The sequence below is a fragment of the Chryseobacterium barbadense genome (assembly GCF_042849955.1).
In the GTDB taxonomy this organism is placed as follows: domain Bacteria; phylum Bacteroidota; class Bacteroidia; order Flavobacteriales; family Weeksellaceae; genus Chryseobacterium.
Genome location: NZ_BAAFHL010000001.1, coordinates 452599 through 473189 on the forward strand (window position 1 = coordinate 452599; position 20591 = coordinate 473189).

General features: G+C 36.2%; 10 protein-coding genes and 1 riboswitch. Of the genes, 5 read left to right on the top strand and 5 right to left on the bottom strand.

Annotated elements, in window-relative coordinates:
• The first annotated feature begins 97 nt into the window (after positions 1-97).
• Complete coding sequence (pckA, locus tag ACGHIN_RS02110; RefSeq protein ID WP_390450387.1) at positions 98-1714, top strand: phosphoenolpyruvate carboxykinase (ATP); 1617 nt, start codon at positions 98-100, stop codon at positions 1712-1714.
• 43 nt (positions 1715-1757) lie between these two features.
• Here the strand turns inward: pckA and ACGHIN_RS02115 are convergent, their stop codons facing one another.
• On the bottom strand, positions 1758-2174 hold the full coding sequence (locus tag ACGHIN_RS02115) for a type II 3-dehydroquinate dehydratase (protein ID WP_390450389.1): 417 nt from the start codon (positions 2172-2174) through the stop codon (positions 1758-1760).
• 242 nt (positions 2175-2416) lie between these two features.
• Positions 2417-2515, top strand: a riboswitch (SAM riboswitch).
• A gap of 83 nt (positions 2516-2598) precedes the next feature.
• Here ACGHIN_RS02115 and ACGHIN_RS02120 point away from each other — a divergent pair.
• Both ACGHIN_RS02120 and ACGHIN_RS02125 read left to right on the top strand, forming a co-directional pair.
• Entirely contained in the window at positions 2599-5511 is a 2913-nt protein-coding gene (locus ACGHIN_RS02120) for a SusC/RagA family TonB-linked outer membrane protein (protein WP_390450391.1), read from the top strand.
• 20 nt (positions 5512-5531) lie between these two features.
• Positions 5532-7025: a RagB/SusD family nutrient uptake outer membrane protein gene (locus tag ACGHIN_RS02125; protein ID WP_390450393.1), complete on the top strand. Its 1494-nt coding sequence runs from the start codon at positions 5532-5534 to the stop codon at positions 7023-7025.
• A gap of 39 nt (positions 7026-7064) precedes the next feature.
• Here the strand turns inward: ACGHIN_RS02125 and ACGHIN_RS02130 are convergent, their stop codons facing one another.
• From ACGHIN_RS02130 to ACGHIN_RS02145, 4 genes are read right to left on the bottom strand one after another with little or no spacing between them, the layout of a single operon-like run.
• Positions 7065-7535 (bottom strand): hypothetical protein, encoded by a 471-nt coding sequence (locus ACGHIN_RS02130; RefSeq protein WP_390450394.1) that lies wholly within the window; start codon positions 7533-7535, stop codon positions 7065-7067.
• Between the two features lie 3 nt (positions 7536-7538).
• Entirely contained in the window at positions 7539-14063 is a 6525-nt protein-coding gene (locus ACGHIN_RS02135) for an RHS repeat-associated core domain-containing protein (RefSeq protein ID WP_390450396.1), read from the bottom strand.
• A gap of 39 nt (positions 14064-14102) precedes the next feature.
• Positions 14103-14600: a hypothetical protein gene (locus ACGHIN_RS02140; RefSeq protein WP_390450398.1), complete on the bottom strand. Its 498-nt coding sequence runs from the start codon at positions 14598-14600 to the stop codon at positions 14103-14105.
• A gap of 4 nt (positions 14601-14604) precedes the next feature.
• Positions 14605-15570 (bottom strand): cell wall anchor protein, encoded by a 966-nt coding sequence (locus ACGHIN_RS02145; protein WP_390450400.1) that lies wholly within the window; start codon positions 15568-15570, stop codon positions 14605-14607.
• A gap of 123 nt (positions 15571-15693) precedes the next feature.
• Here ACGHIN_RS02145 and ACGHIN_RS02150 point away from each other — a divergent pair, with 123 nt between their 5' ends.
• Together ACGHIN_RS02150 and ACGHIN_RS02155 are read left to right on the top strand one after the other, a co-directional pair.
• Entirely contained in the window at positions 15694-16017 is a 324-nt protein-coding gene (locus ACGHIN_RS02150; RefSeq protein WP_390450401.1) for a DUF6660 family protein, read from the top strand.
• Between the two features lie 214 nt (positions 16018-16231).
• Positions 16232-20590, top strand: a complete 4359-nt coding sequence (locus ACGHIN_RS02155) for a CusA/CzcA family heavy metal efflux RND transporter (protein ID WP_390450402.1) — start codon at positions 16232-16234, stop codon at positions 20588-20590.
• The last annotated feature ends 1 nt before the right edge of the window (position 20591 follow it).

Genomic DNA, 20591 nt, shown 5'->3' on the forward strand with positions numbered 1-20591 from the left:
GTCATTCTGACTTATATCATTATATTTAACCACCTTTAACAATTAATTAATATTTAATTTTGTTGAACCCAAAAAGAATATAGAAAATATAAGTAAAATGAAAAACGCTAAAATCATCCAGGATTTACAAAAATTAGGGATTAAAGGAGACTACGAGGTAATTTATAATCCTTCTTACGAAGAATTATATCAGGCTGAAGTTTCTCCTGAAAATCAAGGCTTTGAAAGAGCTGAGCTTACAGAATCTGGTGCGGTATCAGTAAAAACAGGAATTTTCACAGGTCGTTCACCTAAAGACAGATATATTGTTCAGGATGATGTTTCAAGAGACACTATTTTCTGGGATGGTAAAGTAAACTTGCCTACCACTCCGGAAATTTTCCAATCTTGTAAAGGATTAGTGTTAGATCAGCTTTCTACATCTAAGAAAATTTATGTGGTTGACGCTTTTTGTGGAACCAATGTAGATACCAGATTAAAAGTGAGATTCATTGTTGAAGTGGCTTGGCAGGCTCATTTCGTTACGAATATGTTCATCCGTCCTTCTCATTATGAATTGGAAAACTTCGGTGAACCAGATTTCACAGTAATCAATGGTTCTAAAACGACCAACCCGAATTGGGAAGCACAGGGATTGAACTCTGAAAATTTCATTATGTTTGATCTTACTGAAAAAGTTCAAATTATCGGCGGTACTTGGTATGGTGGAGAAATGAAAAAAGGAATGTTTGCCATCATGAACTATTACCTTCCGCTAAAAGGTATGGCTTCTATGCATTGTTCGGCAAACGTTGGTGAAGATGGGGATGTAGCTCTATTCTTCGGTTTGTCAGGAACTGGTAAAACAACCTTATCTGCAGATCCTAAGAGATACCTGATCGGGGATGATGAGCACGGTTGGGATAACAACGGAGTGTTCAATTATGAAGGTGGATGTTATGCTAAAGTAATTGATCTGTCCGCAGAAAAAGAACCGGATATTTTCAGAGCGATCAAGAGAGATGCTCTTCTTGAGAATGTGGTCGTAAACAATGGGGTTGCTGACTATACGGATGGTTCAATCACTGAAAATACAAGAGTTTCTTATCCGATTTATCATATCAATAAAATAGTTTTGCCTTCCAAAGCAGGACATGCTAAGAAAATCGTATACCTGTCTGCTGATGCATTCGGAGTATTGCCTCCGGTTTCTGTTTTAGATGAAAATCAGGCGCAGTATCACTTCTTATGTGGATATACTTCCAAATTGGCAGGTACTGAAAGAGGAATTACTGAACCGGAACCATCTTTCTCTCCGGCGTTTGGTGAAGCGTTCCTTACCTTACACCCAACGATGTATTCTAAAACGTTGATTGGTAAAATGAAAGAGCACGGAGCTAAGGCATATTTGGTAAATACAGGATGGAATGGGACAGGAAAGAGAATTTCTCTTAAAGATACAAGAGCAATCATTGATGCGATCATCGACGGATCTATCGAAAATGCTCCTAAAACAAGAGTTCCAATTATGAATCTTGAAATTCCTACAGCATTGCCAAATGTTTCTGAAGGGATCCTGGACCCAAGAGAAACTTATGCTGATGTTGCAGAATGGGAAGAAAAAGCAAAAGATTTAGCTTCAAGATATATCAAAAACTTCGAACAGTATTGCAATACAGAAGAAGGTAAAAAATTGGTTGCTTCCGGACCTCAATTACAAGAACAAACTATCTAATCATACAACTAAAAAAGCCTCATCAACGATGAGGCTTTTTATTTTATTTATTTTCAGTGAGGCTTTGTATTGCTAATCTATAGCCATGCATTCCAAAACCGGATAAAACGGAATCAGTATGAGCCGCTGTCACCGATTTCTGTCGAAACTCTTCCCTTTTGTAAATATTGCTGATGTGAACCTCTACTTTGGACTTCTGAATATTCTTTAAGCAATCAGCAATTGCATAAGAATAATGTGTATAAGCTCCCGGATTGATAATGAGAGCATCAAAATCATCTTGTTGAAGCCTGTCAATAATTTCCCCTTCAATATTGGATTGATAATAAGTAAGATTATAGGCTGGAAACTCTGATTTCAACTTTTCCAAATAATTTTCCATGGAAGTGCTTCCGTAAATTTCAGGCTCCCTGGTTCCTAAAAGATTCAAATTAGGGCCGTTAACAATTAAAATTTTCATAGTATAAAAATAGAAAATTTTTTAATTGAAGCTTTAAAATTTAAGAAGAATACTATAAGTGTCGATTATATTATTTTTAATGATTTTTGTCATGTTTGAGAATTTTTTAATGGCCCTAAAGGGCTATTTTATCGCGTTTTAAACAATTTTAAGTTAATTTTTCATAAATGAGTTCAATGGTATTTTAAAAGTCTACTTGTTTTGTAGACTTTTTGTTTTTAGCTTTGCAACATATTTCGATCGGCTTATAAAGAAAGATGGAGGGAACTGAACCTGTGAAATCTTAACAACCTGCCTATATGCAAGGTGTTACATTCAGCCTTTAAAAGGAAAAATAAGCATTAGGTGAATCATATCTATGGATGCCCTTTGCTGTTTTTTCTGCAAAGGGTTAAATTTTAATATATGATAAATAAAATTGATTATGATTAACAATAAATTAATTATTTCGAAATCTTGGCTGCCTTCAATTGCTGTATTCTTCTTTGGAAGTATATTGCAGGGTCAGGAAATAAAATCCGATAAGGATACAATCCAGGAGAAAAATATTGATGAAGTGGTTATTGTAGCTTATGGTAAAGCTAAAAAAACAAGTTACACGGGATCAGTAGCAACCATTTCCAGTGAAAAAATCAATAACAGACCTGTAACGAATATAACAAAGGCATTGGAAGGACAGGTTCCCGGACTTCAGGCGGTGAGTGCTTCGGGGCAACCGGGTTCTGTAGCATCCATCCGGATCCGTGGAATAGGATCGGTAAGCGCATCCAGCAATCCTTTATTTGTAGTAGACGGAATTCCTTTTGATGGAAATATCAATTCCATAAGTCCAAATGACATCGAATCCATAAGTGTGCTTAAAGACGCAACGGCAAGTTCATTATATGGATCAAGAGGAGCCAATGGAGTGATTATTATTACCACAAAATCAGGCAAGAAAGGAGAGGCAAGAATTAACTTCAATATCAGTCAGGGTTTTTCAACAAGAGCGGTGAAAGACTATGAACAAGTAAGTACAGATCAGTACTTTGAGCTGTATTGGGAGGCATTGAGAAATGGATATAAATCCAGTCAGATCTCATCGCAGCAAGCAGCGCAAATGGCAACGGACAACCTGGTGAATGCTTTGGGAATTAATCCCTATGGAGTAAACTACGCCAAACCTGTAGGAACCGATGGGAAACTTTTACCTGGAGCAAAAGCATTATGGAATGATGACTGGAGAGATATTCTGCAAAGAGTGGCTTCGAGAAACCAGGTAGATCTGGATTTCAGTGGGGGAAGTGAAAAAAGCAACTATTATTTTTCATTAGGATATCTGGATGATAAAGGAATCGCTATTGAGTCCGGTTTCAGAAAGTACAGTACCCGTTTAAAAATAAATACGGAAGTAAAAAAATGGTTAAATGTAGGAGCTAATTTAAGCTATACCAACAGTCTTCAACAAGCACCTCCTTCTTCAGATTCCAGAACGGATAATATTATTAATGCAGCTAGGGTAATCCCTTCTTTCTACCCTTATTATGAAAGGAATGCAGATGGAAGCTATAAGCTGGATGCCAATGGAAATTATATCTATGATTTCGGAAAATACAGACCTACAAGTGCATTGCAGAATGAGAACGCAGCAGCCACTTTACCTTTAGACAAAAATGAAAACAGAGAAGATAATTTTTCGGGAAAAGGATTTTTAGACTTTACTTTTTTGCCTGAACTAAAATTTAAGTCGAGTTTTTCCATTGATTTGGTTAACTATAATGGACATTATTATACAAACCCTTTGATAGGAGAGGGAAGCGAAATCGGGGGATCAGTTACCAAGACTAATTCAAGAACACTATCTTACACCACAAGTAATATTTTAACTTATGATAAAAAGTTAAGCCAGCATCACTTTAACGTTCTGGCTGGTCAGGAATTTTATCATTATGAATATCAAACCATATCCGGAAGCAGAAGCCAATTCTCACTTCCATATTATTATGAGCCGGATGCAGCCGCTTTATTAGGCAGTTTTAGCGGGAATAGTGATAAATTAGGATTACTGAGCTTTTTAGGAAAAATAGAATATGATTATAAAAATAAATATTTCGTTTCCGGATCAGTAAGAGCAGATGGGTCATCAAGATTTTCTCCGGATAACAGATGGGGAACATTTTGGTCTGTGGGAGGGTCATGGAAGGCGTCAAATGAGGATTTTATCAAAAACCTGAATGTTTTTAATCAGCTTACCCTGCGTGCGAGTTATGGAGGACAAGGAAATGATAAACTAAGTACCTATTATGCATATCAAAGCTTATATGCATTTTACAATAATCTTGGAGAACCGGGAACTGTTGCAAGCAGACTTCCTACTCCGGATCTGAAATGGGAAACCAACCTCAATTTAAACGTCGGGTTAGAATTTGCCATCCTTAAAAACAGAATTAAAGGAAATGTAGAATACTTCCAGCGTCAGAGTAAAGACCTTCTGTTTGAAATGCCTTTAGCACCATCTTTAGGCTTCAGCGGTTTCCAGGCAAACATCGGAGAATTAAAGAATACAGGATTTGAGTTTTCCCTATTCACAACACCAATTAAGAATGATGATTTCCAGTGGGATGTTGATGTCAACTTAAGTACTTTGAAAAATGAAATTACGAAACTTCCGAAAGGCTCCATTGTCAGCGGAACAAAGCTTTTACAGGTAGGAGGTTCCATTTATGATTTCTTCATTCCTGAATGGGTAGGAGTAGACCCGAGTAACGGAAAACCTTTATGGAGAACCATCTCTAAGGATGCCAATGGAAATACTGTGGAAGGAACTACTTCAGAATATGCAAAAGCGACCAAAACGTTACAGGGTTCCTCCCTTCCAAAATTAATAGGTGGAATTACGACCAGTATCATTTATAAAAACTTTGATTTCTCAGGGTTATTGACATTCAGCATCGGTGGAAAAATTCTGGATACCGATTATACGATGATTATGCATAACGGAAGCTCAGGCGGTAGAGCATGGAGTTCGGAAATTCTGAACAGATGGACTCCTGAAAATACGAATACCGATGTGCCTGCTTTAAGTACAACGACCAATAACTGGACGTCAGTATCTTCAAGGTTTTTATATTCCGGAACGTATGCGAGAGTGAAAAATGTAAGCCTGGGATATACTTTGCCATCCGATTATTTCGAAAGAATAGGACTGAAAAAATTCAGGATTTACCTTCAGGCGGAAAACCTGTTAACATTCTACAAGCATAAAGGAATGGATCCGGAGCAAACATTAGACGGAACAACTTATTACAGATATCCTGCGATGAGAACGATAACTTTTGGCCTTCAGGCAACTCTTTAACAATCTTAAAATTTGAAAACATGAAAAAAATAGTATATCTGTCCTTATCATTATTACTTAATCTTTCTATATTGAGCTGTGAAAGTGATCTGGAAACAGCACCTACCAACCAGGCCAATGAAGCAGAAGTTTTTAAAACAGCAGAAAGTGCGGAAACCGTAATCAACGGAGCCTGGGCAAAATTAAATGATGATGGACCTACGTATGCCAATATAGGGTATTCCACAGTACTGAGAACGAGCGATGCCATGGGAAGTGACGTTGCTGTTTTAACGAATAAGTACGGTTTTCCTTCTGCTTATGCATTCACGGACTTGGTGAACAATACCGGGAGCCGTTCACTTTTCATTTGGAATGCACTGTATTCTACTATCAATAATATGAATAATGTAATAAGCAGAATAGATGTAGTGGAAGGAAGCCAGGCAAAAAAAGATCAGGTAAAAGGTCAGGCGAAAGCATTGAGAGCATTTTGTTATTTAAATCTGGCAAGCTTTTATCAGTTCAGTTATCTGAAAGACAAAAACGCTTTAACCGTTCCGGTATATACAGAGCCTACCACTATAAATTCCGTTGGAAAGCCGAAAGCAAGTCTTGAAGAAATCTATACGTTGATTAAAAGTGATTTAACGGATGCTGATAATCTACTGCAAAACTATACAAGAAATAACAAAGATAAAATTGACCGCTCAGTGGTGAATGGATTGTTGGCTAGAACCTATTTAAATACAGGAGAATGGAGTAAAGCCATTGCTGCAGCAAAAGTGGCCAGAACCGGATATCCGTTAATGGTTCCCGAGAAATATAAAGAAGGTTTCAATGATATCGGCAATGGAGAATGGATTTGGGGACATGGCCAGACTCAGGAACAGTCAGGTGAAAGTTATGCTTTTCATTATTTAGATGTTTCATCTTCAGGAAGCTATTATTACAGCTTTATGGCAGATCCTTATTTTAAAGATTTATTTGACACCAATGATATCCGTTATCAATTATTCCAATGGGATGGTTTACCCGGAAGAGAAGGACTGTTGAGATATGCTAAATTTAAATTTAAAGCCACCCTGATTGCCGATATTGTATTGATGAGATCCGCTGAAATGTACTTGATAGAAGCCGAAGCGGAAGCCAGAAACGGAAACGTTACCAATGCTGTAACCGTTTTGAACCAATTGAAATCTGCCCGGAATGCAAATCTTTACAGTGGCTCTTTAGCACAGGATGCAGTGATTAAGGAAGTTTTAATTGAACGAAGAAAAGAGCTCTTCGGAGAAGGATTTTCATTATCAGATATTATCAGAACACAGGGAACCGTGGTGAGAAAACCTTATGTCAATGCAAACGGGCAGCCGATACAGGTTCAGGTAACCACACCAAACGGGACTATAAAGACAGTTAATGGAAGAGGCCATACCATTTTTGCTTTTCCGGATCAGTCTGCATTTGCTCCAAACAGCAGGTATTACCTTTTTACCATTCCACAGAAAGAGATTGAGAACAACCCGAATTTATAAGAAAACAGCCATTGCATTGCAATGGCTGTTAAAATTATTTTAGAAGCTTACGTTTATAGATTCAGGATCAATTTTCTTTTTCATTATTATTTTCGCTATTAATGCTTCTAAGTTTACAATTTTTTTGTAAGATCTATTATTGAAATTATCTTTATAATGGTAATTATCAAAAATAAAATATTGTTTTTTACCGGACTTATATAATATTGTAATTTCTGAAAGACAAGCCACTTTACATGATTTAATAAACTTTAAAGAATCTTCTAATTTATATATATCTTCTTTGATAATTTTTTTCTTAATTAAACTAATATCATTAGCTGTCATTGTTAGGCTATGCTTGCCAGGATTCTTAAATCTCTTATCAAGAATATAGTAATTGCCGGTTATATTGTTTACAATATTATTACTCTGATGGATTATACTTATAATATCATTTTCTGTTACGATATTTTTTTCTTGTTTACAATTCACTATCAAGACAAAAAATATGGATGTCAAATATTTCATGATTTATTTTTTAAAATTCACGATGTTGTTAATAGCTGCAGTCCAGTTAAAGACTCCTGGAAATTTGGCTCCATAATTATAAAACTGATTCAAAATAGCACTATAATCCTGTCCTTTATGTTTTAGTAAATTAATACTAAAATGATAAGCAGAAGATTCAGTGTAATCTGAATATTTTTTCCCATACTTAGCCATTAAACCAATATATCTGTGATAGGCATGGATGTATTCATGGCCAAAAACAGCTTGCTTTAAAAAATTACTTTTTAGCCCTAGATTTGGAGCAATTAGTACTGATGATTTTTGTCCTTTAACTAAAAATTCCCACAAATTTTTATTTCTGTTAGTTGTAATACCCAGTACATATCCATCTTCTTTTGGGTTGTCAGTCCAGATCTGGTGTCTATCTGTAAGACTAAATCCTTTAGGAATATTTTGGCTTGTTGCTACTTTATATTCAGTATTGATATTGTCTACAGAAGCTTGATAATCTCCAGTTGTTAAATTAAAGTCATTTTGAACTTGTTTATCGGTGGTATAATAATCGTCGAAGGAAGTGTCAGATAAATCATAACCAGCATTTTCTAATTCAGTAGAAGTTATGGTATTTGGAGTTTTTGATCTATAATAGGTAACAGTTTTTCCAACCACCCAACCTAATCCGGCTACGGCTCCCCCCATTACGGCGCCTTTAGCTAACCCTTCAATGAAATTCTGTCCAGTTAAAAGAGCTGTTACGCCACCACTTCCCGCACCTGCTAATGCCCCATTTGCAACAATTGTCCAAAAGCCGCCAGCTGTAAAAATATGTCCCAATCCCCCAGATACAAATCCTGTGACTGCTCCAAACAAAATAGATTTTGTAAAACCTTCCAATGACCAATTGTTATTCATGAATGCTTGAACAGTATATACAGTTACGGCTACTGCTATGCCAATAGCCGCAGCAGGTATAGCATAAGCTAAGAATGTCAATAAAAGACCTGCTTCCCAAATTTCTCCGCTTGGATCATTAAACATCAAAGGATTATTGAGTACATACCCATATTTATTGTAATTCTGAGTATTGTAAGAATCCTGAATGTTTTCATCTGCATTTAAGAATCTTCTTAGTAATGGATCATACAATCTGCCATTCATGTGAATAATACCTACCTCTGCAAAATGCTCATGACTCGTATATCCTCTGTCTACTAATAACGAAGTTGTGTTAATAATATTTTTATCTGTAATGATTGGTCCATTTCCTATTTGCAAATGAGTAAAATTACCCCATGCATCAAAATGTCTCTGCTCCAGCTTATTGCCATCTTCATCACTGATCGCCAAAATACTTCCCAGATAATCTTTATGTAAGAATTTGTAAGATCCTGTAGCATCATCATAATTCTTCAGGTAAATGATATTACTTGCATAAGGCGTTCCTCCAATATAAAGAATATGTTTCTCTTTTCCGGTTACATTATCCTTAAGGATTTCAAAACTTCCATCCTCACTGTAGAATTTAGTAAACTTGCCATCATTATCAATGCTAAAGTTGCCTCCATAGGTTACTCTCTGTCTCATACTGGAAAGTCCATATTGAAAGGCTACATCTCCTTTTTCACCATCAATGAATACCGGATCATTATTCTCATTGTAAGCTATGCTTTGGATCAGATCATTATTATAGTTTTGAGTTCCTGCCGCATTTAAAGTCATTCCTGTTGCTTGATATACCTTAGCAGGGTTCTCAAACTTGATGGTTCCTACCTGGTCATTCTCCAAGATTCTTCCTTTGACATCATAAACATTCCTATTGCTCGTTGGTTTAATACCTGTTACAGGATTGGTCCAGTTAACCAGACGATTGTTGTCATCATAATCAAACTCTTCCAGGATATTGAAATCTCCTAATGTATTTCTGCTTTTCAACTCATTCTTAATGGCATCAAAAGTATAATTGATTTGAAGAATACTAGGTGTTCCCTGTAACTGCATCCAATGCTGATGATCAATTTCTGTTAAGAAACCATTGCCATCATACGTATTATAAATCTTAGATTTTCCAAGATTAGCTCTTAATATCTGACCTTTAGCATTGGTTTCTATCAAAGACCATAATACTTTACCCGAATTCTTATCTTTTACCTGACTCAATTCCCCATTCCAGGTACTGTATATATTCTCTATATTTACTTTAGTCAGTACTCCTGAAGAATAAAGGCTCTTTTCATAAGAGATAACCCTTCCCATATCATCATAGGTAATCCCTTTTTGGATATAGTATTTCCCATTACTGCTTTCCGATGAAGACAACAGTCTTCCCTGAGGATCATACACAACATTAGAGCTGTAAGCTTTTCCTTTGGATGTTCCGGATCTTGAAGTTACCCTTCCTTTATCATCATAAGTATAAGTAATCGTTTTATCCGTAGCTTGCCCACCATCAGTAGTGGAAAGTTCTCTTTGAGAGATCAGCTGGCCTAAATTGTTGTAAGTATATTCTTTAGTTCCTTTCGGACTGGTGATTTTCTTCGGTTGGCCAAATCCATCATACTCATATTTATAAGTTCCGTTGGAAGGATCATTGAATTCAGATTTTCTTCCCCAGACATCATACTTAGTAGTCACAATATTTTCCGCATACTGAGCCTTGATCTGCTCCCCGGCTGCATTATAGGTAAACTGGATCGTTCCGCCCTTATCTGTGGAAGAAACCACATTTCCTAATACATCGTTTGTTTTAGAAGTGATCCTTCCATATCCGTTAAGTTCTTTTACTGTTGTTATTAAGCCGGAAACTGTTGTTTCTATCTGTTTACTATTAAATGCCGTAGCAGTAACCTTTGAAGGAAATACAGAATCATCATAAGCGATAATATTCCAGTTGTTTGCACTTTGTCCATCAAAATAAGGCTCACTTTCAGCTATTTTTCTACTCAATACATCATACTGAGTTTCTTTGGAAACAAATTGACCTTGTCCAAAGGCTTTGGTGGAAACTTTATATTCTTGTCCTAGCTTATTGGTAAACTTCTTGGATACATCACCATCTGCATTATATTGGGTAACAATAATATTGGAGTTATTATCTCTTTCGTACTGATAGGTTGTAGTACCTTCTAAGTTTGTTTTTGAAGTTAATATTTTACCCCAAGAATCATAGGTATTAACAAGAGTATTTCCTAAAGGATCGATTTGTTTTTTTATCTGTCCCCAATCATTATATTCAATATTGGTTTCTAATCCTAAATTATCCGTTTTTTTAATAACAAATCTTCCTTTAGGCTCATATTGATTTGTTTCTGTCTGGGTTTGAGAATCAGTGCTGTTGCTTACTATCTTTTGGGTAATATTTCCAAATCCATCATAAGTATAGGTTTCCTGTAAATAGCCAGTGTTATCTCTGTTCCATGTTTTTAATGTTTTTAGGAGATTATTTTCGTAAGTGTATTCTTGTTTAGCAGATTTGGTGTCTCCATAAGCTTGAATTACATCTGTTTTGGATTTTGGACGCCCAATATAATAATCGGAACCCGTTCCGGAAATATTATGTATATAGTCAAAGGTTGAAGTAGTTACTGCATAATTATTGTTAACATTGGAAACACTTTGTGATGGAAGATAATATTCACCATAAGTAATCGTACCTGAAGTAACCGTATTGGTTAAAAAGTCTTTACTTAAATTACTTTTCGGAATAATAGCTGTTACAACCTTAGGTTTATCAGCATCATTAATGGTGGTTACCACTTGTCCGTTTAGTAATTTATCCGTTTGATAAGTTGTAGATTTAAAACTTAATAACTGTGCATTGTTCTCAGAAATATCAGCAGGGAAAATCTTAGCTTCATCATTAGTCCTGATTGCCCATTCTTTTACTGGAACTCCTTCATTTAGCGGATCAATTTCCACTCCGGACCATATTTTGGTATTTTCAAATCCATCAGCATACCAAGAAGAGCGGGCAGTCTGATAATATCCTACCATTCCTTTCCCTTGCATATGCCCCGTCATCCCCCTATATCTGAAATCTTGTTTTTTCCCTTCTTGTAAAAATTGTGCAACTATAAAAGACTGGTCTGCACGAGGCAATGAAAAATAAGGATAAAATTCTTTTTTTGTTTTTTTATAAAAGTCAGGATTAGTTGTATTATCGGAAATGACTTCTAAGTATTTTACAGAAGTTGTAACGCCTGCTTGGTTAATTGATTGAATTCTGGATAGTTCAGCTAATGAAGTTTGGGCCCTGTATTTGTGTACCCTTGTATTTTTGAATATGAAGATATCATAATAATTATTATTTGATTTAATTGGATAGGTTAAAGGTTGAAATAAACCATATTCAGCTCCTCCGACATTATAGGAAGGGCTTGTAGTATTGAATCCATTTATAAAATCTGTACCTCCATTGGCGAGCATCGTTTTAACCTCATACTGTAAAGTTCTCCAAAGTGCGTTTCCGCTGGTACCTACAGCTCCAACACTATTTTTAGAATAAATAAAGACTATATCTGACTTGCCATCTTTATTGATATCTGAAATAGAATAAAAATGATAGTCAATTAATGCCAAAGGTGATGTTTCTGCTGGTTTCCTGTATTTAAGGAAATTCGTTTTTAGAGTATTTTGAAAACCATTTTCTGTTCCTAAATAAAATCTCCAATTGTCCGAACTCTGGTTATCTGTAACAGGGATGGTAAAGTCCAGATTTCCATCCCCATTAAAATCACCAAAGAGTACAGGGAAATTAGGGTCTTTTGTTTCTGATAAGCTCTCTGTGTATTTTATTTTTTTTAGATATTGAGTAGGAGATGTTTTTACAAACTCGAATACTGTGTAGTCTGTATTTGAAATATTAATAATTTCAACTTTTCCATCACCGTCAACATCCATATATTTTTGATTTGTATAAGAATTTTCGTTAAAAGCAAAACCTCCTGAATAAGTAGATACGGGAGTATTTGAATTCTTCAAATCTATAATATATCTATCTACAAAAGCACCACTTATTAAAGTAAGAAATATATCCGATATTCCATCTCCATTTACATCACCTTCATTTATAGTAGCTGTATTTGTGCATGTTACACAAACTGGCTGAACGGGCTTTTCAAATATTTTAACAAATGTATTGTTTCTGAAAATATATCCTGTAATAGTATTATTTTCGTATTGAACAATTCCGTTTCCATTATATATTTGCCCTTCTTCATCCAGTAATGTATTAACCACTTTAGCATCTGCATTAAAAATCTTATTGGTAGAAACTTCTTGGTATGCGTCATTAAAAGCACCAAGTTTTATTGTACCATTACTCATAATAAAATCCAGATATGAATCCCCATTAAAATCTCCTGTGAGCCTTACATTATCAAATGAGTCACTATTATAAGGCAGAACACCATAATAATCTACCTGGGATGAAACTAGGTTCGGATATGAGAATATTACTGGATTAGCAGCTGTATTCTCAGAATTATATTCTGTTACTTTGTTGACAAATTGATAATTGGTTCCATTGTTTCCATATTCAATAAAATATTTTTTAAATAGAGAAGCATTAGTATTAACAATTATATTACTTAATAATCTCTCTTGAATAAAAGAAGTTCCATTTATATAAGTTTGTTCTTTAAGATCTCTTGAAATGTAATTAAATAATATTTCGTTAAAATGTAATTTTCCTAATGTTTGATTGCCTCCCCATTCTATAGCTGAGATTACAGCAACGTTTTTAGTCTGCATGTAATGATAAGAAATATAATTACCTTGTGCATCTTTCCATTTAACAATGTTATACTCTACAGGAGTTCTTGCCTCACTACTACCAGAACTTGTTGCTCCATACCAAGCTTGAGAACCATCTTCGAAAGTTACTTCCCAATATTCTGGTCCTTGCCAAGCTTGCCCCGTAACAGCTCCAACAGATTTGATTTTTATATTAGAATATTTTTCAGTAACATATTCGGCACCATCTTTACCATATTCCCCCAATTTTAAGATTAATCTCTGGCCATTGAAACTGTAATAATCCGAATAGTCTAATTGAATGCCTTTTACCTCTCCGTCTTTTTCAATATTCTTACCACTCCTGGAAATAGAAGTAATTCCTGAAATATTCCAGCCATAACCAGCAATGCCATTTCCCGAGCCGCTAGTATAAACAAGATTAACTTGCGGAGCTACATTTTTAATTCCCGGAGGTAAAGGAACGGGTAATGTGTATTGTAATTGCCCGGTCCCGGTTATGTCAATATTTCCCCTTGTATCGTGGAAGCTCTGTCCCGAAGGTGCCGTAGTTCCTGATGGATTATTAGCTCCCGCCTGAGAATCTGTAGGTCCTCCTCCCGGATTTTCTGTTGCAGGACCAATTTTTGCTACAAACGGATTAGAGACACTGGAGGTTGCATGAAATCCTTGAGCCAAAACCACTGTCTGAGGATCCTGTACCGTTCTGGAAACACTCTCCGGCTGATACAGAATGGTCTGGCCAAATCCTATTATTGAAATAAAGGATAATATAAATGATGAAAGAATTTTCATATTCTTAGTATGTAATGAATTAATAAATGAAAAAACAGCTTATCGTTTAGTGATGTTCCTTGTAAAAACCCTGCCGTCCTTTAAAGTAAAGCGTAGAATATATACACCCCACTGATATCCGGACATATTGATCTTCAATTGTCTTTTCAAACTCGGAATATTCTGTTGCTGAAATTTCCAATGAATTGTACTATGCTGATACAAAGAAACAGTTTTGATAAGATCATCCACCTCTTCAGTCCAGTCTATCGTAAGAACATCATTTACGGGAACAGGATAAAGCCTGATCTGTTTCAAAAATGTTTTTTCATCCATCGGTTTCTCCTGGACAGTTGCAACTGTTTGGGTTTCCTTCAGGATCGATTCTTCTGTTTTAGTCTGTTTTTGGGTAAGCTTTTCAGGAGCTTGTTTTCCATTGATATTAGTTCCTCTGTATCTTTGGTTTCCGGCTTCATCATATTTGAAGTAAACTTCAGTTTGGGAGAAGCCTAAAAAGCCTATAAACAGAGAGAATAGTGAGAATAATTTTCTTTTCATGGTGTTATTTTTGGTTAGAAAGAAGTTTTTCTAGCTGCTTTTCCAGTTTTTCAATTTTTTCTGACTGCTGTTTAAGCCTTTTACTTTGCTCAATAGAATAAAGAGTCAATTCTTCAATTTTCTCAAGTAATTTAGAATCCATCTCAGCTACGTTAATCCCCTTTTTAGTAACTTCTTCAGCAGAAGGAATATTGGGTAAATGTCCTTTTTCTTCAATATGTTTTTCTACTTCTTCTAATGAAGCAAGTTTATAATCTTTTTTGAATACATAATCGGCCCATACATTAGCTTTCACTTCAACTTCCTTTGCATATATTTTTCCATCGAATTTGGCAACGGCATTATTAAGAAACTTAATCCAAGTACCATGTAACACATCATTAAATCCAATGTATGTTGAGCCATCGTTATTGTCATTCGGCATAGAAATAATAATATTGTGGGTAGTACCTAAATTCCTTAAAACTGTATCTCCAGGAACCGCTCCGACTGCGCCACAATTAGCACAAGATGCTTTGGCAATCTGAAATACACCTGATGAATTAGCAATTTCCATAAGGGTATTTTCATTTTTGTATACTCTAAAGGTAGCTGAAGAAGTAGTATTGTCATTTAGACCAACCCTGACATTTCCTTCATGAGACTCCATCACTAATCTACTCCAGTTTCCCCATTGTGTATCAGCATGAAAAGCATTTCTGTAAAATATTCCACCATCATTGAAATTTAACTGGTGATGTTTATTGCCGGAATTATCCTGCCATGGAGCAATAGTAAGTAAACCTGAATACATTCCTGTTCCGGGGGCACCTAATATGTCTCTGAACTTAAACTCTGCCTTAACCTCATGGTTATAGGTGGATGGTAAAGCATTGGTGTCTCTGGTATCAAGAATAATTAATTTGTCCGCAGTTTGTGCAAAAACACAATGAGAAAGTAGAATTCCTGCAACGAGTAGTATTTTTTTCATAATAGATTTTTTGCAAAAATATAAAAAAATCACACTGATTAGATTTATTAATTTGCCTTCTAAGATTAAAACTATAAATCTAATAAATTTGCTATTGCTTTAAAAAATTCTACCTTTGTCAATATGAACCTTTTGAGATTGATATTAGCATTCTATTTCATGGCATTATCATTAATGCCTTGTGCAGACGTGCATAAACAATCAGGATCAAGCAATACGGAAATTTCTTTACGCTTTGACGAGTCCCATTCTAAAGATAAAGGTGATATCTGTTCTCCGTTATGCATCTGTAACTGCTGTCAGATAACCGTTGCAGCATTCAAAATGGAACCGTTGATTGATATTCCCGCCAAGGATCATTTATATTTTTCAAAAAAAATCCTTTTTCAGAAGAATAATTTCGCGTACCAGGTGTATGACCATATCTGGCAACCTCCTAAGATTTAATTTGTTTTGATTTTCAGAAAACTATCTTTCTGAGTATGATGAAACTTTGCAATTCCATTGCACAGTTCTTCCTTATATTTTTGCAAACTGTCATTTTTCAATGATAGTTGTAAAATTTCAATAACATTAATGATTGCTATCATTTAAAACTTTGCTAAGTGAAACGCCATCATGCAGACTTTGCGATTAAAGCAATCACAAATTAAATCGAATTGTGTTAGATAAAATCATAAAATTTAGTATTCAAAACAAGATTGTTATTGGTATAATGACCTTGTTGCTGATCATTTGGGGAATCTGGAGTGCTACCAGATTGCCTATTGATGCCGTACCAGATATCACCAATAATCAGGTACAGATTATTACAGTATGCCCCACATTGGCGGGGCAGGAAGTCGAACAGCTGGTCACATTTCCTATTGAGCAAAGCATTGCCAATGTTCCCGACATTGAAGAAACCAGAAGTATTTCTAGGTTTGGCTTATCAGTCATTACCGTTGTTTTTAAAGATAAAGTGGATGTGTATTTTGCCCGTCAGCTTATTAATGAAAAATTAAAACAGGCAGAAGAAAATATTCCAAAAGGAATCGGAACTCCAGAGCTTGCACCGGTAAGTACAGGGTTAGGTGAAGTATATCAGTATATTGTACACCCTAAAAAAGGCAGCGAAAAAAAATATAATGCGAAAGACCTCCGAACCATGCAGGACTGGATCGTTGCCCGGCAACTATACGGTACGGAAGGCGTTGCAGAGGTGAATAGCTTCGGAGGAGAATTGAAGCAATATGAAGTGGCCGTAAATCCGGATCGCCTCAAAGCCATGGGAATAAGTGTAACGGATATTTTCACCGCTCTCGAAAAGAATAACCAAAATACAGGCGGAGCTTATATCGATAAAAAACCGAATGCTTATTTCATCCGTGGAATCGGATTGGCTACCTCCTTGGAAGACGTTAAAAATATTGCCGTAAAAAATAGCGGTTTAGTTCCGGTGTTCATTAAAGATGTTGCTGAAGTTCGTTTCGGAAACGCCACTCGTTATGGAGCAATGACGTATAACGGACAAACCGATGCTGTCGGTGGAGTGGTAATGATGCTGAAAGGAGCCAACAGTAATGATGTGGTTAACAGAATTAAAGAGAAAATTCCTACAATTCAAAAATCTCTGCCTGCGGATGTGGTGATAGAACCATTTTTAGATAGAACGGAATTAGTAGATCGTGCCATTGGAACTGTGGAAAAAAACCTGATAGAAGGTGCATTGATTGTCATTTTTGTTCTGGTTCTGTTCCTTGGGAATCTTAGAGCCGGATTAATCGTTGCTTCTGCCATACCATTATCCTTACTCTTTGCGCTGGGAATGATGAATGTTTTCGGAGTAAGCGCTAACTTAATGAGCCTCGGAGCCATAGATTTCGGGTTGATTGTAGATGGAGCCGTAATTATTGTGGAAGCAACACTCCATCATTTAGGATTGCGGAAATCTATACAGAAACTGACACAGAGTGAAATGGATGAAGAAGTATTCTTATCTGCTTCAAAAATCCGTGGAAGCGCAGCATTTGGAGAAATCATCATTCTTATCGTATATATCCCGATTCTTACATTAGCGGGAATTGAAGGGAAAATGTTTTCACCAATGGCTAAAACAGTTGGTTTTGCAATATTGGGAGCATTAATCCTTTCTCTTACCTACATTCCGATGATGTGTGCGTTATTCCTTTCAAAGAAAAGGTCTCATAAAGAAACATTTTCCGACAAAATGATGAATTGGCTGCAGAAAAAATACCAGCCGTTATTACAAAAAGCCATTAAAATAAAATACACTATTGTTGGGGTTACAGTGGTTCTTTTTGGTATCTCACTCTTTACTTTCAGCAAAATGGGCGGTGAATTTATTCCGCAATTGCAGGAAGGTGATTTTGCGTTTCACTGTATTTTACCACAGGGGAGTTCTTTATCTCAAAGCATAGAAACTTCCATGCAGGCTTCAAGAATCATTAAACAATTCGATGAGGTGAAAATGGTCGTTGGAAAAACAGGTTCAGCCGAAGTACCTACAGATCCGATGCCGCCTGAAGCAACAGATTTGATTATTGTATTAAAACCGCAAAATGAATGGAAATCAGGTAAATCGTACACCGAACTTGCCGATGAAATGATGGAAAAACTGGAAGTGATTCCGGGAGTGTTTTTTGAAAAGAATCAGCCTATTCAAATGCGTTTTAATGAACTCATGACAGGGATCCGACAGGATGTTGCTGTAAAAATCTTTGGAGAAAATATGGATACTTTATCCACTTATGCAGACAGAGTAAGCAAAGTCATTCAAAGTGTGGATGGAGCAACCTCTCCACAAGTGGAAAGAGTGAGCGGACTTCCTCAGATCAATGTGACATACGACAGAACACGCATCGCCAATTACGGATTGAATGTAGAAGATGTCAATGACGTCCTCAGTACAGCTTTTGCCGGAAAATCAGCCGGTCAGATTTTTGAAAATGAAAGACGCTTTGATTTGGTCGTTCGATTGGATAGTCTTTACAGAACCAATATTGATGACGTAAGCAACCTCATGATTCCTACCAATACCGGAACACAGGTTCCACTGTCACAAGTCGCCAATATTGAATATAAGCTCGGTCCTGCCCAAATAAGCCGCGAAGCCGGAAAACGCAGAATCGTTATTGGTTTTAACGTAAAAGGAAGAGATGTAGAGAGCGTAGTGAAAGATATCCAGGAGAAACTGGCAAAAGAGATCAGGCTTCCTTCAGGTTATTATTTTACATACGGCGGACAATTTGAAAATTTAAAAGAAGCAAGTCAACGACTTATGATTGCCGTTCCGGTGTCGCTCCTTTTAATTTTCATGCTGTTATATTTTACATTCCGCTCCTTTAAACAGGCAACTTTAATATTTACGGCCATTCCAATGAGTGCAATCGGCGGTGTTTTTGCCCTTTTATTAAGAGGAATGCCCTTCAGTATAAGTGCGGGAGTCGGATTTATTGCTTTGTTTGGAGTTGCCGTACTTAATGGGATCGTTCTGATAGGAACTTTTAATCAATTGAAAAAAGAAGGCGTTTCAGATGTAATGACAAGGGTAATAGAAGGAACAAAAACCAGGCTGCGCCCTGTTTTAATGACCGCAACGGTTGCTTCGCTCGGTTTTTTGCCGATGGCCATCAGTACAAGCGCAGGTGCGGAAGTTCAGAAACCTTTGGCGACAGTCGTGATTGGAGGTTTGATTTCTGCAACATTTCTGACTCTATTTGTACTGCCTATGTTATATATTATTTTTAATTCCAACATTAAAGGCGGATTGCTCAAAAAACCTCTTACAATAATAGTTCTGTTTGGATTTTTATTTTTAGGACAAAATGTAAAAGCCCAGAATTCAAGGACGATCTCTTTAGAGGAAGCTATAGAATTGATGCAGACAAATAATCCTTCCATAAAAGCAAAGGAATTAAATATTCAATCATCAGAAGCACTGAAACCTACTGCCAAAGAACTTCCAAAGCTGGATTTCAGCGCACAGCTCGGGCAATACAACAGCCCGAAGTTTGACCAGTCATTTGCTATCTCTCAGACTGTTCCGTTTCCGACTTTATTTAAAGCCAGAAAAGAATTGATTCAGGAGGAAATCAAAAGTAAAGAAATTGAAAAGAAATTAACTGAAAATGAATTGGTCAAACAAGTCAGAAGCTACTTCTACCAGATAGAATATTTACAGTATAACCAATCTAAGCTTGAGTACCTGGATAGTTTGTATCAGGATTTTATAAGAATTGCTACCATAAGGTTCAAAGCAGGAGATATTAAGAAAATTGAGATTAATACGGCAGAAACCCAGAAAGGAGAGATCAATCTTCTACTGCAACAAAACAACATGTATTTGGATAATGCTTATAAAAATTTAAAAGCCCTATTAAATACCGATGAAGAGATCTCCATTCCGTCTTCTAAGCAGTATGAACCATTAAAAGCGGAAAATCTTTTAGATAATGCAGCTCTGGCCAATCATCCTTCCGTTCAGATTTTCAAGCAGAATATGGAAGTGCTGGAAAAGAATAAAAATGTTGAAAAAGCACAAGGATTGCCGGATTTCAGTATCGGATATACCAATCAGTCTCTGATAGGTTTTCACACCTTGAACGGCCAGGAAAAATATTACGGGTCAGGAAACAGGTTTAATTCCGTGAATGTAGGCGTAGCTATTCCATTAACATTTGGAGCAACGAAAGCAAGAATCCGGTCTCTGGAGTACCAAAAGCAGGTGGAAGAGAACAATGCGAAGTTTCAGCAGCAGCAATTGGATGCTCAACTAAAAAATTTGTTGAGCCAATATCAGCAGGATTTTATACAATATGAATACTATCTCAATCAGGCTGTTCCGAACGCTAAAAGTATTGTGAAAGCCGCTCAGTTAGGATATAAAACCGGAGAAATTTCCTATGTGGAATATTTGTTTGCTCTTTGGACAGCAGCAGATATAGAACTGAAATATCTTCAATCCATTCAACAGGTGAACCAGACTGTGATCAATATCAATTCTTTAATCAACAAATAAA

Excerpts from the sequence above, each read along its gene's own strand:
- pckA (WP_390450387.1), top strand. The coding sequence starts at position 98 with ATGAAAAACGCTAAAATCATCCAGGATTTACAAAAATTAGGGATTAAA.
- ACGHIN_RS02115 (WP_390450389.1), bottom strand. The coding sequence starts at position 2,174 with ATGAAAATTTTAATTGTTAACGGCCCTAATTTGAATCTTTTAGGAACC.
- ACGHIN_RS02120 (WP_390450391.1), top strand. The coding sequence starts at position 2,599 with ATGATTAACAATAAATTAATTATTTCGAAATCTTGGCTGCCTTCAATT.
- ACGHIN_RS02125 (WP_390450393.1), top strand. The coding sequence starts at position 5,532 with ATGAAAAAAATAGTATATCTGTCCTTATCATTATTACTTAATCTTTCT.
- ACGHIN_RS02130 (WP_390450394.1), bottom strand. The coding sequence starts at position 7,535 with ATGAAATATTTGACATCCATATTTTTTGTCTTGATAGTGAATTGTAAA.
- ACGHIN_RS02135 (WP_390450396.1), bottom strand. The coding sequence starts at position 14,063 with ATGAAAATTCTTTCATCATTTATATTATCCTTTATTTCAATAATAGGA.
- ACGHIN_RS02140 (WP_390450398.1), bottom strand. The coding sequence starts at position 14,600 with ATGAAAAGAAAATTATTCTCACTATTCTCTCTGTTTATAGGCTTTTTA.
- ACGHIN_RS02145 (WP_390450400.1), bottom strand. The coding sequence starts at position 15,570 with ATGAAAAAAATACTACTCGTTGCAGGAATTCTACTTTCTCATTGTGTT.
- ACGHIN_RS02150 (WP_390450401.1), top strand. The coding sequence starts at position 15,694 with ATGAACCTTTTGAGATTGATATTAGCATTCTATTTCATGGCATTATCA.